This is a genomic window from Streptomyces gamaensis (genome assembly GCF_042656465.1).
Lineage (GTDB): Bacteria > Actinomycetota > Actinomycetes > Streptomycetales > Streptomycetaceae > Streptomyces > Streptomyces gamaensis.
This window is the reverse complement of sequence record NZ_JBHSPB010000011.1, coordinates 192,182-206,530: the sequence shown is the minus strand read 5'-3', so window position 1 is coordinate 206,530 and position 14,349 is coordinate 192,182. Positions and strand designations below refer to the sequence as shown.

General features: G+C 71.8%; 13 protein-coding genes. 9 read left to right on the top strand and 4 right to left on the bottom strand.

Annotated elements, in window-relative coordinates; translation table 11 throughout:
• The first annotated feature begins 3 nt into the window (after window positions 1-3).
• Together ACFP1Z_RS19620 and ACFP1Z_RS19615 are read left to right on the top strand one after the other, a co-directional pair.
• A complete protein-coding gene (locus ACFP1Z_RS19620; RefSeq protein ID WP_390317787.1) occupies window positions 4-1,020 on the top strand; it encodes a zinc-dependent alcohol dehydrogenase in 1,017 nt (338 codons plus the stop codon).
• A 22-nt stretch (window positions 1,021-1,042) separates the two neighbouring features.
• Window positions 1,043-1,903: a galactose-1-phosphate uridylyltransferase gene (locus ACFP1Z_RS19615; RefSeq protein ID WP_390317785.1), complete on the top strand. Its 861-nt coding sequence runs from the start codon at window positions 1,043-1,045 to the stop codon at window positions 1,901-1,903.
• A 26-nt stretch (window positions 1,904-1,929) separates the two neighbouring features.
• Here the strand turns inward: ACFP1Z_RS19615 and ACFP1Z_RS19610 are convergent, their stop codons facing one another.
• Window positions 1,930-3,042 carry a glycosyltransferase gene (locus ACFP1Z_RS19610; protein ID WP_390317783.1) on the bottom strand — a complete coding sequence of 371 codons (1,113 nt, stop codon included), beginning with the start codon at window positions 3,040-3,042 and terminating at the stop codon, window positions 1,930-1,932.
• A gap of 109 nt (window positions 3,043-3,151) precedes the next feature.
• On the opposite strand from ACFP1Z_RS19610, the gene ACFP1Z_RS19605 reads away from it, so the two are divergent.
• Together ACFP1Z_RS19605 and galE are read left to right on the top strand one after the other, a co-directional pair.
• A complete protein-coding gene (locus ACFP1Z_RS19605; RefSeq protein ID WP_390317781.1) occupies window positions 3,152-3,784 on the top strand; it encodes a D-glycero-alpha-D-manno-heptose-1,7-bisphosphate 7-phosphatase in 633 nt (210 codons plus the stop codon).
• Window positions 3,781-4,743 (top strand): UDP-glucose 4-epimerase GalE, encoded by a 963-nt coding sequence (galE, locus tag ACFP1Z_RS19600; RefSeq protein ID WP_390317779.1) that lies wholly within the window; start codon window positions 3,781-3,783, stop codon window positions 4,741-4,743. The genes ACFP1Z_RS19605 and galE overlap by 4 nt, the downstream gene beginning before the upstream one ends.
• A 77-nt stretch (window positions 4,744-4,820) precedes the next feature.
• Here galE and ACFP1Z_RS19595 read toward each other — a convergent pair whose 3' ends face one another.
• The gene (locus tag ACFP1Z_RS19595; protein ID WP_390317777.1) at window positions 4,821-5,798 is read right to left on the bottom strand and encodes a phosphotransferase family protein; all 978 of its coding nucleotides are present in this window, start codon (window positions 5,796-5,798) and stop codon (window positions 4,821-4,823) included.
• Window positions 5,799-6,000: 202 nt separating this feature from the next.
• On the opposite strand from ACFP1Z_RS19595, the gene ACFP1Z_RS19590 reads away from it, so the two are divergent.
• The 4 genes from ACFP1Z_RS19590 to ACFP1Z_RS19575 all read left to right on the top strand — a co-directional run bounded on the left by ACFP1Z_RS19590 (window position 6,001) and on the right by ACFP1Z_RS19575 (window position 11,669).
• Window positions 6,001-7,689 carry an ABC transporter ATP-binding protein gene (locus ACFP1Z_RS19590; RefSeq protein ID WP_390317775.1) on the top strand — a complete coding sequence of 563 codons (1,689 nt, stop codon included), beginning with the start codon at window positions 6,001-6,003 and terminating at the stop codon, window positions 7,687-7,689.
• A 3-nt stretch (window positions 7,690-7,692) separates the two neighbouring features.
• A complete protein-coding gene (locus ACFP1Z_RS19585; RefSeq protein ID WP_390317773.1) occupies window positions 7,693-9,591 on the top strand; it encodes an ABC transporter ATP-binding protein in 1,899 nt (632 codons plus the stop codon).
• Window positions 9,592-9,655: 64 nt separating this feature from the next.
• A complete protein-coding gene (locus tag ACFP1Z_RS19580; protein ID WP_390317771.1) occupies window positions 9,656-10,183 on the top strand; it encodes a P-loop nucleotide/nucleoside kinase family protein in 528 nt (175 codons plus the stop codon).
• 76 nt (window positions 10,184-10,259) lie between these two features.
• A complete protein-coding gene (locus ACFP1Z_RS19575; protein WP_390317770.1) occupies window positions 10,260-11,669 on the top strand; it encodes an amino acid permease in 1,410 nt (469 codons plus the stop codon).
• Window positions 11,670-11,720: 51 nt separating this feature from the next.
• Here ACFP1Z_RS19575 and ACFP1Z_RS19570 read toward each other — a convergent pair whose 3' ends face one another.
• Entirely contained in the window at window positions 11,721-12,134 is a 414-nt protein-coding gene (locus ACFP1Z_RS19570; RefSeq protein ID WP_390317768.1) for an organic hydroperoxide resistance protein, read from the bottom strand.
• A gap of 116 nt (window positions 12,135-12,250) precedes the next feature.
• On the opposite strand from ACFP1Z_RS19570, the gene ACFP1Z_RS19565 reads away from it, so the two are divergent.
• Window positions 12,251-12,757: a MarR family winged helix-turn-helix transcriptional regulator gene (locus ACFP1Z_RS19565; protein ID WP_390317766.1), complete on the top strand. Its 507-nt coding sequence runs from the start codon at window positions 12,251-12,253 to the stop codon at window positions 12,755-12,757.
• On the opposite strand, the gene ACFP1Z_RS19560 is transcribed toward ACFP1Z_RS19565, so the two are convergent.
• A complete protein-coding gene (locus ACFP1Z_RS19560) occupies window positions 12,747-14,231 on the bottom strand; it encodes a peptidoglycan D,D-transpeptidase FtsI family protein (protein WP_390317764.1) in 1,485 nt (494 codons plus the stop codon). The two genes, ACFP1Z_RS19565 and ACFP1Z_RS19560, sit on opposite strands and share 11 nt — an antisense overlap.
• Between the last annotated feature and the right edge of the window lie 118 nt (window positions 14,232-14,349).

The window sequence follows — 14,349 nt, the reverse complement described above, 5'->3', positions numbered from 1 at the left end:
CGCATGCGTGCAGCAGTGCTCCACGGCCCCCGCGACCTGTCCGTCGAGAACGTCCCCGAACCGGAGCCGCCCGAGGGCTGGGCCCTGGTCCGCGTCGCCTACAACGCGATCTGCGGCAGCGACGTCTCCCTGTACAACGACGTGTGGCACGGCTCCGCCCTGCCGGCCGTACCGGGCCACGAGTGGAGCGGTACGGTCGTCGAGGCCCGCGGCCCCCTGGTGTCCCCCGGAGACAAGGTGGTCGGTGACATCGCGCTGACCTGCGGGCACTGCCCGTGGTGCCGCAGAGGGCAGCCGGTGATGTGCCCCGGGCTGCGGGAGTTCGGCTTCACCGACCCGGGCGGCTGCGCCGAGTACATCGCCGTCCCGGAGACGCATCTGGTGCGACTGCCGCCGGACACCGATCTGCTGACGGCCACCCAGGCCGAGCCGCTGGCCGTGGCCCTGCACGCACTGGACCGGGTACGGCTGGAGGCCGGGGAGACCGTCGCCGTGCTGGGCTGTGGCGGCATCGGCCTGAACCTGCTGCAGGCGGCGCGGATGTCCGGCGGCTGCGTCGTCCTGGCCGTCGACCCGATCGAGCGGCGGGCCGCCGTGGCGGCCTCCCTGGGCGCGCGGACCGTGCTGTCCGGCGAGGAACAGGTCACGCGGTGGATCGAGGACGTGGGCCCCGCGGGGCTGCCGGATGTCGTCCTGGACGCCTGCGGGGAGCCGGAGGCGATCCGGCTGGCCGGGGAACTCGTGCGGCCCGGCGGCCGGGTCGGGCTGATCGGCTACCGGGTCGGCAAGCGGGTCGAGGTGCCGTCCGCGCAGTGGCCGCTCAAGCTCATGTCGACGATCGGGGTCATGGGGCCGGGCCGGTTCCTGCGCCGGGCCGCGGACCTGGTCGCGCGCGGGGCCCTGCGCACCGACCCGGTCATCACCCACGTCCTGGGGCTGTCGGAGGCCGACAAGGCGTTCCGGCTCGCCGGCCGGCGCGACCCGGACGTGATCCGCGTCGCGATCCGTGCCGACCGCTGAAGCCGGGGGGAGGGCAGCGCGCGTGACCGAGGTGCGTACGGATCCGCTCACCGGCCTCACGGTGGCGGTCAACGGCCGCCGCCAGGGCCGGCCGCGTTCCCGGGGCGAGGACTGTCCGTTCTGTCCGGGCGGGACCGAGGCGCCGGCGGACTACCGGGTCCGGCGGTTCCCCAACCGCTGGCCCGCCCTGGACGGGGGCCGGTGCGAGGTGCTGCTCCACTCCCCCGAGCACGGCGCATCCTGGGCCACCATGGGTATCCAACAGGCCCTGACGGCCGTGGAGTTGTGGGGCGAGTGCACTGCGGAGCTCGGTGCGCGGCCCGATGTGGCCTACGTCCTGCTCTTCGAGAACCGGGGTGCCGACGCGGGTGCGACCGTGGACCATCCGCACGGCCAGGCGTTCGCCCTGCCGGACGTCCCGCACGCCCCAGCGGCCCAGTTGGAGCGCAGCCGCCTCCTCGGCCGCTGCCCGCTGTGCGAGGAGCCCGCGAAGGAGCTGGTGGTGGCCGAGGAGGGCGGGTGGCGGGCGTGGGTCCCCGAGGCGCCGCTGTTCCCGTACGCGCTGCGGCTGGCGCCGCGCGCCCATGTGCCGGATCTGCCGGGGGTGACGGCGGGCGGGCTGCGGGAGCTGGCCGGGCTGCTCACGACCGTCTTCGGCCACGTCGACGCGCTGTTCGGCCGGCCCGCCCCGTATCTGCTGTGGGTGCGTCAGCGCCCCACCGACGGCGGGCGGTGGCCGTGGGCGCACCTGTATCTGGAGGTGAACGTGGTCTGGCGGGCTGCCGGGGTGCCCCGTTACCTCGCCGCGGGGGAACTGGGCAGCGGGATGTACTTCACGCCGCTGGAGCCGGAGCGCGCCGCCGAGAGGCTGCGGGGATCGTGACGGCCTCACGGCGGCTCGGGTCCCGGTCAGGAGTGGCGGGGTCGGGCGGCCAGTTCCTCCAGCTGGTCCACGAGGAGGGCGATCGGGTCCGGCGGGACCTGCCGGCGCACGGCGCGGGCCGCGCGGCGGCCGATCTCCTGCCACTCGTCACGGCGCTGCCAGGCCCGTTCCAGGGCATCGTCGAGGCAGGCGGCGACCGGGGCGGCCGCGACGAAGCCGGTGACCCCGTCCTCGATGAGCTCGGCGTTGCCCGCCACGTCGCTGACGACGGCGGGCCGGCCGCAGAGCATCGCCTCGACGATGACGGTGGGCAGGCCCTCGGCCCGCGAGCACAGGACCAGGCCGTGGTGCTCGCGCCAGATCGCCTCGACGTCCGTGGTCCAGCCGGCGAACTCGACGCCGCGCAGGCCGAGCCGGTCGCGCAGGCCGCGCAGCACCCACGCGTGGGAGCCGGTGCCGAACAGGGAGACGGTCAGGGGGCGTTCACGCCACTTGGGCCGGGCGAGGACCTCGAAGAGCACGTCCTGGCCCTTGCTGATGGGGTCGAGGCGGGCGGGGCAGGCCAGCCTGAGGGGTTCGGCCGTCGCGGGCCAGGGCGGGGCGGCGGCGTAGTCCACCTTGAAGTGGCAGCGCACGACACGGGCGTTGGGCAGGTCCGTGCCGATCTGGCGTTGGGTCAGTTCGCGGTTGGCCTCGGAGACGAAGACGGCGGCGCGGGCCGCGCGGTACGCCACGGCCAGCCGCTGTGCCACGTCGTCCGCCGGCCACTCGAAGTCGGCGGCGGAGTTGGAGTAGGCGACGTAGGGGAGGCCGCGCGTCCGGCACTCCTCCATCCAGCCCAGCCCCTCGTAGTTGTCGCCCTGGGAGATGACGACCAGGTCGGGGCGGACCTTGTCCAGGGTGCTCGACTGCCGCTCGGACCAGGGGAGTTCGTGGATGGGCCGCAGGTCGTGGGGAGGCTTCTCCCAGCGGCGGTGCACCGTGCATCCGGCCCGCTCGACGGCGGCGAGCTCGGCGGGCACCTCGTCCCAGCCCTTGACGCACGCGTGGATCTCGGCGCCCCGGTCCGTCCAGCAGCGCGCGGCGAGCGCCCAGTTCGTCTCGCTGGGGCCCCACGGCGCCGTTTCGTTCGCCGACACGATGAGAATGCGGAGTCGTGCTCGATCGGCGGTGCCCATTCTCGCATGGCCTCCATTCCGGCTCCCCGGGAGCCTGAATGACCATAACAGCGGAAGCGGGTACGCGGAAGTGCGGTACACGGCAACGGAATTCGGCCCGGCCGAAAATGCCACGGGCGGGCCCGGCACATTCTTCCTGGACCGGGACGGCACCGTGAACGTGAAGCCGCCCGACGGGCAGTACGTCACGTCCCCGGGGGAACTGGTGCTGCTTCCGGGCGCGGCCGAGGCCGTGCGCCGGCTCAACGCCGCGGGGCGGCGCGTGGTGCTGGTGACCAACCAACGGGGCGTGGCCAGGGGCCTGATGACGCGCGAGGACGTGGCCGCGGTGCACCGGCGGCTCGCCGAAATGCTGCGGGCCGGCGGGGCGTTCCTGGACGCCTGCTACATCTGTCCGCACGAGGTGGGCCGGTGCGGCTGCAGAAAACCGCTGCCGGGACTGCTCCGGGCGGCCGCGCGGGATTTCCCGGACATCGATCCGGCGCATTCCGTCATGATCGGTGATTCGGAGTCGGACGTGCTCGCCGGAAAGGCCGCGGGCACCGCGACCGTCCGTATCGGCCGCCCGGCGGAAAACGCCGGACAGACCGCGGCGGACCTTGTGGCGGCGGATTTGTGGACGGCCGTCGATCTTTTGCTCACGTCCCGTCGGCGGCCGCGACGGCGCGGCCCCGCAGACCCGCGGAGAGGTGATGGCGTGTGAAGGTTCTGGTGACCGGCGGTGCCGGTTTCATCGGCAGTGCGGTGGCCTGCCGGCTGCTTGAGGAAGGGCATCGGGTCGTCGTCCTGGACGATCTGTCCACCGGGTTCGCCGACGCCGTCCCGCGCGGGGCCGCGTTCGTGCGGGGTTCGATGTCCGAGGCGGCCGGAGTCCTTTCCGGGCAGGGCCCGTTCGACGCGGTGCTGCATCTCGCGGCGCGGGCCCTGATCGACGATTCGGTGCGCCGTCCCGAGCGTTTCTGGCGCAACAACACGGTGGAGAGCCTGACCCTGCTGGACGCGGTGCTGCGGGCGGAGGTCGGCCGGCTGGTGTTCTCGTCCACGGCGGCGGTCTACGGGCAGCCGGACCGGGTGCCGATCGAGGAGAGCGCGCCCACGGTGCCCGCCAATCCCTATGGGGCGTCGAAGCTCGCCGTCGATCTGGCGCTGGAGGCGTACGCCCGGGCTCACGGGCTGGCCGCGGTGAGTCTGCGCTACTTCAATGTGGCGGGCGCGCTGGGGGAGTTCGGTGAGCGGCACGAGCCGGAGACGCACATCGTTCCGCTGGCCCTGGAGGCGGCGCTGGGCGGGCGCGGGGAGTTCCCGGTGTTCGGTGACGACTATCCCACCCATGACGGCACATGCGTACGGGACTTCATCCATGTCGCCGATGTCGCGGAGGCGCATCTGGCCGCGCTGCGCGGCGCGGTGCCCGGCGAGCACCGCGCCTACAACCTGGGCAACGGCGCGGGTTTCTCGGTGCGGGAGGTGCTGGCGGCCGTGGCCCGGGTGACCGGTCGCCGCGTGCCCGCCCGGGTGGTGGCCCGGCGCCCGGGGGACCCGGCCGTCCTGGTCGCCTCCGCCGGCCGCGTCCGCCGCGAGCTCGGCTGGCAGCCGGCCCGCCCGGCCCTCGACGGGATGATCGAGGACGCGTGGCGGTTCCACCGGGCCAGGCCCTCATGACGGACACAGCATGACGGACACAGCATGACGGACGAGGAGATGACGGATATCAACTGCCGGAGCGGCCCTCGGGTCCGCTACCGTACATCCCACAGGATCCGGGCAAGTTCTCCGATGTCGGTGATGCCGGACAGATCCGTCGGGACCTCCTCCAGCACGTCGAAGTCGTGCAGGAACGTGAACATCAGCATGTCCTCGGCGAAGCTCTCCGGCACCTGCCACTGGGCCCCGTCGAGCAGCGCGGCGAGCAACTCGCGGTCCGCGCGGAAAGCGTTGAGGTGCAATTGGACGAGGCTGTACCGGGGGTCTCCCGCGTACACGTCGGTGAAATCGATCAGACCGGTCACCAGCTCGCTCTCCGTATCGACGAAAAGGTTGGTGCCATGCAGATCGCCGTGCACGAATACCGGTTCCAGGCCGTCGAGCAGGGTGTCGACGTCGGGGAGGAAATCCTCCACCTTGTCCAGCAGCCGGTCCGAGAGATATCCCCATTCCCGGTGGTCCGCCACGGTGGCCGCGCGGCGTTCCGTCAGCAGCTCGGCGAAGACCGGGGAATCCGGTCGCAGCGCTCTGGATCCGGTCAGCGGAACGGAATGCAGCCGGCGCAGCACCGCACCGAAACGCCGCGCCAGGGTCAGCTGCGTCGGCCGGTCCGCGCGCGCGGACGCTTCCCGCCAGGTGATGCCGGAAGCGGTCGCCATCACCAGGAACGGCCACGGCCAGCCACTGCTGCCCGGATACAGCTCGCCCCGTCCCAGCAGCGGCGGAACCGGCAGATCCTGGCCCGCCAGCACCTCGTACGCCTCCGACTCGGCGGCATGGCTCTCCGGTCCGCACCAGTGCTCGCCGTAGAGCTTGACCACCGCGCCGGTGTCGGCGATCAGCACCGGGTTCGTGCTCTCCCCCGGGATCCTCAAGGCCCGCGGGGCGGCCAGGCCCGCCAGGTCCAGCGCGCGCCGTCCCCAAGGCTCCCAGAATTCCGGATCGTTCCGCAGTTTCGCGTAGGTCTCTTCCGAGGTGATTTCACTCGGCTGGGCGGGGTAATTCTCCGGCACGGCAGGTCCCCGGTTTCTCTGCGTGTGATGATGCCTGTCGAATTCGATTCAGGATAACATGGCCGACCGACCGGGCAACGGTGAACTCCGGCCATTTACCCCATCGTTGTGAGGAGTGGCATTGAGCGTCGACGGCACTTCGGCCCGAACTGCCGCGTCATCCCTTGCTGTTCTCCGCCGGATCGGCCCGTATTTACGGCCGGTGTGGCGCCCCGTCGCCGGGGCCGCCGCTGCCACGCTGGGGGCTCTGCTGTGCGGGCTCGGCATTCCTCTGGTGGTGCAGCGCATCGTCGACGGGCCGCTGCGCTCCGGCGATTTCGGACGGCTGCCGCAGCTGGTCCTGCTCGTCGCCGTGCTGGGAGCCGCGGAAGCGGGGCTGTTCTGGGCGCGCCGCAAACTCATCGCCCGTCCCACCGCGCTGGTGGAGTCCCGGATGCGGGCCGACCTCTTCGCCCATCTGCTGCGGCTGCCCGTCGCCTTCCACGACCGCTGGCAGTCCGGCCAGCTGATGTCCCGCGCGGTCAACGACCTGGTGACCCTGCGCAAGTACCTGGCCTTCGCGGCGGTCTTCCTCCTCGTCAACTCCCTGACCCTGGTGGCGGGTCTGGGCATCCTGTTCACCATCGCGCCCGCGCTCGCCCTGGTCGGCCTGGCCGGTGCCGCGCCGCTGCTGCTGGTCTCCTACTTCTACGAGACGCGCTACAAGGTCGTCGCCCGCCGCGCGCAGGACCAGCTGGGCGACCTCACCACCGTCGTCGAGGAGACGATGCTCGGCACGCGCGTCATCAGGGCGTTCGGACGCTCCGCGGAGCGCACCCGGACCTTCGTCGAACAGGCCCGCCGGCTGCGCTCGACCGAACTGCGCATCGTGCGCATCCTGGGGGCGCTGTCGACCGCGCTCCTCGTCCTGCCCGAACTCGGCATCGCCGGCCAGCTCGCGGTGGGCAGCTGGGGCATCGCCGACGGCCGGCTGACCCTCGGCCAGCTCGTCGCCGCGATCACGGTCAGCACGTATCTGCGCTGGCCGACCGAGTGCATCGGCTGGGCGCTGTCGGAGACCAGCACGGCCGCCGCGGCCTGCGACCGCTACTGGGAGATCAGGGACTGCCCGCCGGCCGTCACCGACCCCGCCCGGCCCGTGTCCCCGGTCCGCCCCGCGCGGGGCAGGCTGCGCTTCGAGAACGTCCACTTCCAGTACCCGGGGCGGACCGGCCCGTTGCTGCGCGGCGTCGACCTGGAGGTACGGCCCGGCGAGACGATGGCGCTCGTCGGCGCCACCGGATCGGGCAAGACCACCCTGGCCTCCCTGGTCCCCCGGCTCGCGGACGTCACCGCCGGCCGCGTGACCGTCGACGGCGTGGACGTAAGGGACATGCCGCTGGCCGAGCTGCGGGCGATGATGGGCTGCGCCTTCGAGGACGCGCTGCTCTCCTCCGCCTCCGTCCACGAGAACGTCGCCCTCGGCGCCCCGGCCGCCTCCCCCGCCGACGTCCGCGAGGCCCTCCGGGTGGCCTGCGCCGAGGAGTTCGTCGACGCGCTGCGCCCCCACGGGCCGGGCACCCGCGTCGGGGAACGCGGCATGTCCCTGTCCGGGGGACAGCGGCAACGGCTCGCCCTCGCCCGCGCGGTGCTCCCCCGTCCCGTCCTGCTCGTCCTCGACGACCCGCTGTCCGCCCTCGACCTGCACACCGAGGCGGAGGTGGAACGGGCGCTGCGCGGGGTGCTGCGCGATGCCACGGCGCTCGTGGTGGCGCACCGGCCGAACACCGCGCGCATGGCGGACCGGGTCGCGGTCCTGGCCGACGGCCGCATCCTCGCCGTCGGCACCCACCGTCGGCTCCTGGACTCCTGCGCGCACTACCGCGCCCTGATGGCGACCCCCGGACGGTGACCCGTGAGCGAGACGACGTGCGCGAAGTCCCCCGGGTCCGCCGGGGCCCCCGGGCACACGGCGGACCTCGCCGGCGCCCTCGCCGCCGAGGACGCCCCTGTTCTCGACAAGGCCACCCAGGCGCGTGTCCGCGCCCGTTCCCGGCGGCTGCTCGGCTCGCTGCTGCGGCCCTGGCTGTCCCGGTCCCTGCTGGCGCTGGCGGCCCTGGTGGCCGAGAACCTCGGGCAGTTGGCCGGCCCCCTGCTGATCGCCCGGGCCATCGACGTAGGGGTGCCGACGGCGGTCGCTGGGCGGCCGGGGGCCCTCGTGTGGTGCGTGGCCGGGTTCACCGCCTGCGGTCTGCTCGCCGCCGGCGCGCGCTACGGCTTCTTCCGGCTGTCCGGCAGCGTCGGCCAGTCCGTCCTGCTGGAGCTGCGCACCCGTATCTTCGAGCACGCGCAGCGCCTGCCGGTCGCCTTCCACGACGCCTACACCTCGGGCCGTGTGGTCTCCCGGCTCACCTCGGACGTCGACGCGGTGCGCGACCTCGTCGAGACGAGCCTGGACGGTCTGCTGACCTCGCTGCTGTCGGTGGGCGGGATCGCCGTCCTGCTGCTGTGGCTGGACCTGCCGCTGGCCCTGGTCGTCCTCTCCTCGGCCGTCCCTCTCGTGCTGATGACCCGCTGGTTCCGTGAGCGGTCGCGGCAGGCGTACCGCAGGGCCCGCAACACCGTCGCGGAGATCCTGGTGGAGCTGGGCGAGACGCTCGGCGGCATCCGGGCCGTCCAGGCGTTCCGCGCCGAGGCCCGCGCGGCGGCACGGATGAACCGGCTCAACGACGACTTCCGCGACGCGCACACCGACGCGCTGCACGTGGTGGCCCGCTACACCGCGGGCGTCCGCCTGCTCGGCAACGCCTCTCTGGCCCTGGTCCTCGCGATCGGCAGCTGGCGGATCGCGAACGGCACCCTGCCGCTCGGCGTGCTGACCGCCTTCCTGCTCTATCTCCGCAAGTTCTACGATCCGTTGGACGAGCTCGCGACCTTCACCAACAAGTACGCCGCGGCCGCCGCGGCCCTGGAGAAGATCTCGGGCTTCCTGGCCGTACGCTCGTCCGTGCCCGAACCGGCCGCCCCCGCGTTCCTCGCCGCCGACCGGCCGGAACGGGGCCGGCTGCGGCTCCGCGACGTGGAGTTCCGTTACGCGCCTACGGGCCCGCTCGTCCTCCCGCGCCTGGATCTGACGGTTCCCGCGGGGCAGACCGTGGCCGTCGTCGGCGAGACGGGCGCCGGGAAGTCCACCCTGGCCAAGCTCGTCGCCCGTTTCTACGACCCGTCGGCCGGAGCGGTGCTGCTGGACGGCGTGGACCTCAGGGATCTCGCGGAAGCGGACCTGCGCCGCGAAGTGACCCTTCTGACCCAGGAGAACTTCCTGTTCAGCGGGACAGTGGCGGAGAACCTCGCACTGGCCCGGCCCGACGCGGCCGAGGCCGACCTCCACGCCGCCGCGGCCGCCGTCGGCGCACACGCCTTCATCACGGCCCTGCCCGACGGCTACGCCACACAGGTCAGCAAACGCGGCAGCCGCCTGTCGGCGGGCCAGCGCCAGATGGTGGCCCTCACCCGCGCCTTCCTGGCCGACCCGACCGTGCTGCTGCTGGACGAGGCCACCTCCAGCCTGGACATCCCGACGGAACGCGCCGTGCAGACCGCCATGGCCAAGGTGCTCGCCGACCGCACGGCCCTGATCATCGCGCACCGGCTGTCGACCGTCCTGGCCGCCGACCGCGTGCTGGTCATGGAGTCCGGCCGTATCGTGGAGGACGGACCGCCCGGTCAACTCATCGACGCCTCGGGGCCGTTCAGCCGTATGTATCGCACATGGATCTCGACGGTCGACGACGGGCCGCCGCCCGGGAAGTGACGCCGTCCGGAAAGTTCCGGAAAGTGATGTCGCCGGGAAGTGATCAGGAAGGTTCGGCACCCCGATGCTCCACCTCGTGACCGGCGCTCCGGGCGCCGGGAAGTCCACGGTGATCGCGCACCTGGCCGCGTACCCGTTCACCGCCGTCGACTTCGACGAGCTGATCGGCCCCGTCGGCAGCCTGCTGGGCATGGACCTCACGTCCGCCTCGGCCGGCCTGGCGTGGCCCGGATACAACAGGCTGTGGGCGAGGATCATCGCCTTGATGCTGCGGTCCGGCAGGCCCGTGCTCGTCATGTGCCCGCTGTCACCAGACGAGTGGGCCCGCGCGGCGTCGGACGTCGCGGGCCTGCCGGAGCCGCTGTGGGCGCGGCTCGACTGCGACGGGGCGGACAGGCGGGCACGGCTGGCCGCTCGTGGCTGGGACCGCGAGCAGATCGACAACGCGCTGGGGGACGCGGACGAGCTGCGCCGCGTCATCGGCCGGGCGTTCACCACCAGCGGCCGCGGTCCCGCCGAGGTGGCGGCGGACCTGGCGGGGTGGGTCGGAGAGGCCCCAAGAAAGACCCCAAGAATTCGCACAGATATGTGATAAATTCCCCCCATATCCCTCCGACAGCTCTGCCGTCCGTTCCGGGCGCCCGCAAAGCCCAGAACGGAATTTTCGAGTGGTTCAGCTCACCCAGCCTGTCAACGATCCCTCCGCTGCCCCTGGTGAGGAGTCCCTGGGGCACGGGCTCAAGCAGCGCCATCTGACGATGCTGGGGCTGGGCGGGGTGATCGGAGCCGGGCTCTTCGTCGGCTCCGGCGCCGGGATCGCCGTGGCCGGTCCCGGGATCATGCTGTCGTACCTGTTCGCGGGCGGACTCGCGATGCTCGTGATGCGGATGCTGGGTGAGATGTCCGCCGCGGCGCCGGCTTCCGGCTCCTTCTCCGTCCACGCGGAGCGGGCGCTGGGCCGCTGGGCCGGGTTCTCGGCCGGCTGGCTGTACTGGTTCCTGCTCGTCGTCGTGCTCGCCGTGGAGGCCACGGGAGCCGCCACGATCGCGAACGGCTGGCTGCCCGCGGTTCCGCAGTGGGCCTGGGTGGCGGTCTTCATGACGGTCTTCACCGTCAGCAACCTCACCGCCGTGCGCAACTTCGGGGAGTTCGAGTTCTGGCTCGCCTCCCTGAAGGTCGGGGCGATCGTCCTGTTCCTGGGGCTGGGCACCCTCGCGATCACCGGGGTGCTGCCGGACACCGCCCCGGTGGGGCTCGCGAACCTCACCGGCCACGGGGGCTTCCTCCCCAACGGCTGGGCGGGCGTCATCAACGGGATCCTGGCCGTGGTCTTCACCTTCGGCGGCCTGGAGGTCGTCACGATCGCGGCGGCCGAGTCCGACGACCCCGCCCGCTCGGTGTCGCGTGCGGTGCGCACCTCGGTGTGGCGGATCCTCTTCTTCTACATCGCGTCGATGCTGGTCATCGTCACCCTGCTGCCGTGGAACGCCGTCAGGCCCGGGGAGAGCCCGTACGTGGCCGTGCTCGACGCGATCGGTGTGCCGGCCGCCGGGCAGATCATGAACGTTGTGGTGTTCGTGGCCCTGCTCTCGGCGCTGAACGCGAATCTGTACAGCGCCTCCCGCATGGTCCACTCGCTCGCCGAGCGCGGCGAGGCCCCGCGCGGACTGCTGCGGGTCTCGCCCGGCGGGGTCCCGCGCCGGGCCGTGCTCGCCTCCGTCGCCTTCGGCTTCGTGTCCGTCCTGCTCAATCTGTTCTGGCCGGACACCGTCTTCTCCTGCATGCTCAACGCGGTGGGCGCGGTGATCCTCTTCGTCTGGGCCCTGATCGCCGTCTCCCAGCTGCGGATGCGCCGCCGTATCGAACGCGAGCACCCCGAGCGCCTGGTCCTGCGCATGTGGGCCTTCCCGTACCTGACGTGGGCGGCGCTGGCCGCGATGGCGACGGTCGTGGCACTGATGCTGACCGATGCCACGGCCCGGCAGCAGCTGCTGTGGTCGGCCGGGGCGGCGGCGGTCGTCCTGGCCGTGGCGTGGATCAGGGAACTCCGCGCACGGCGCGACACCGACATGCGCTGAAGCCCCCAGGGGCCGGCGGGCCCGCCGGCCCCTGGGGTTGCCCGGCCGGGGTTACTCGACGACCAGCTCGACCGGGATGTTGCCGCGGGTCGCCCTGGAGTACGGGCAGACCTGGTGCGCCTGCTCGACCAGCTCGCGGCCCGTCGCGGCGTCGACCGTGTCGGGCAGTTCCACGCGCAGGGTGACCGCCAGCCCGAAGCCCGCGCCCTCCTTGCCTATGCCGACCTCGGCGGTCACGGCGGCCTCGCCGAGATCGGTCTTCGCCTCGCGGCCCACCAGTCCGAGGGCACTGGCGAAGCAGGCCGCGTACCCGGCGGCGAACAACTGCTCCGGGTTCGTTCCGTTGCCGTCGCCGCCCAGCTGCGCCGGGAAGGCCAGCCGGACGTCGAGACGGCCGTCGGAACTGACGGCGCGGCCCTCGCGGCCGTGGGTGGCGGTGGCGACGGCGGTGTACAGGGCTTCCATGCGAACCATCCCTCTCGAACGATCGTGGCCGACGACCTGTGCGGTCGCCGTACCAGGAACAGTAGCCCACGATTAAGTTGTGCACAACTAAATGCCTCCCGAGCTAACCTGGGCGCATGACGAAGCCGCCGACCGAGAAGCCACCGACGGACCGACCGGGGGACGCGCCCCGCGAGGACTACCTCCGCCTGGACCTGCAGCTCTGTTTCTCCCTGAACGCCGCGTCCCGCGCGTTCGGCTCCGTCTACCGCACGGTCCTCAAGGACCTCGGTCTGACGTACCCGCAGTACCTGGTCATGATGGCCCTGTGGGAGCACACCGAGCTGCCCGTCAAACGGCTGGGCGAACTCCTCCGCCTCGACTCCGGGACGCTCTCCCCGCTCCTCAAACGCCTGGAGGCGGCCGGGCTCGTCCACCGCGAGCGCAGCGCGCAGGACGAGCGCTCCGTCCTCGTCCGCCTCACCCCGGCGGGCTCGGAGCTGCGCACGGAAGCCGCCCTCGTGCCGGTGCGGATCATCTCCGCGACCGGCCTCGACGCCCGCGAGGCCGCGGAGCTGCGGGCCACCATCGACCGGCTGACCCGCGCGCTCGACGCCGCGGCGTCCGCTACTTCTACTTCTTGAGGACGGCTTCCATGACGGACTTGGCGATCGGGGCGCCCAGCTTGCCGCCGCCGATCTCCGTGCGCGAGATGTCCATGCCTTCCGGGTCGACGAAGACGGCGACCGCGACCGGCGAGGTGCCGTCGCTCTGCTTGGCGTAGGAGACGAACCAGGCGTAGGGCAGCTTCTCGTTGTTCACGCCGTGCTGCGCGGTGCCGGTCTTGCCGCCGACGGTGTATCCGTCGATCTGCGCCTTGCGGGCGCTGCCGTCGCTGGCGGTGGCGGTGGCCTCCATCATCTCCTGGACCTTCTTCGCGGTGGCGGCGGAGACGGCCTGGGACTTCATCTTGGGGCCGAACTTCTCGATGGTGGTCAGGTCGGGGCCGCGGAGCTCGTCCACGATGTGCGGCTGCATGAGCTTGCCGTCGTTCGCGAGGGCCGCGGTGACCGCGGCCATCTCCAGCGGGGTGCTGGTCAGGCTGCCCTGTCCCATGCCGGTCAGTGCCGTCTGCGGCTTGTCGAGCTTGTCCGGGTAGAGGCTCTTGGCCGCGGCCAGGTCCCCGAAGTCCTTGTTGTAGAAGTCGGAGTTGAGCCCGAACTTCTGCGCGGTCTCGCGCATCTTGTCCTGGCCCAGCTTGTTCGCCGCGTCGAGGAAGACGTTGTTGCAGGAGATCTCCATGGCCCGCTTCATGGAGACCTTGTCGCAGGACGCGTCGCCCGCCTCGCTGCTGATCTTGTTCGTGGACAGCGGCAGCTGGTACGGGGAGGGGGCGCCGGAGGACGCGTCGACGTTGGTGACCACGCCGTTCTCGATGGCCGCGGCGGCGGTGAGGATCTTGAAGGTGGAGCCGGGCGGGTAGGTCTCGCGCAGGGCGCGGTTGTTCAGCGGCTTGTTCTTGTCCTTTTCCAGTTCGCTGAACTTCTTGCTGTTGTTGATGTCGGCGAAGACACCGGGGTCGTAGGAGGGCGTGGAGGCCATGGCGAGGATCCTGCCGGTGCGCGGGTCGATGGCGACCACCGCGCCCTTGGCGTTGAGGTCGGTCAGACCCTTGTAGGCGGCCTCCTGCGCCTTGGGGTCGATGGTGGTGATGACGTCGCCGCCGCGCGGCTGCTCCCCGGTCAGGATGTCCTTGGCGCGTTTGAGGGCGAGCCGGTCGTCGCGGCCGTTGAGGATCTTGTTGTAGGTGCCCTCCAGCAGCGAGTTGCCGATGGCCTGGGAGGCATAGCCGGTGACGGGCGCGTACATCGGGCCGTCGACGTAGGTGCGCTTGTACTTGAAGTCCGTGTCACCGCCCTCCTGCGAGCCGGTGACCGGCTTGCCGCCGACGATGATGTTGCCCCGGGGGTTGGCGAAGGCCTCGATCTTCACCCGGCGGTTGTTCTTGTTGCTCGACAACTCGTCCGCCTGCACGAACTGCACCCACGTCGCCCGGACCAGCACGGCGAAGACGAGCACCCCACAGAAGACGGCTATGCGCCTCAGCGGCTTGTTCATGGTCCTGCGCTCCTGTCTCCCTTGTGCCCGCGTCAATGCCCCCGGGCCGAACACTGCGGCCTCTGGGGATGAAGGATGTCATTTCTGTCAAAACGGTTCCAGAAGTCCGTCAAAACCC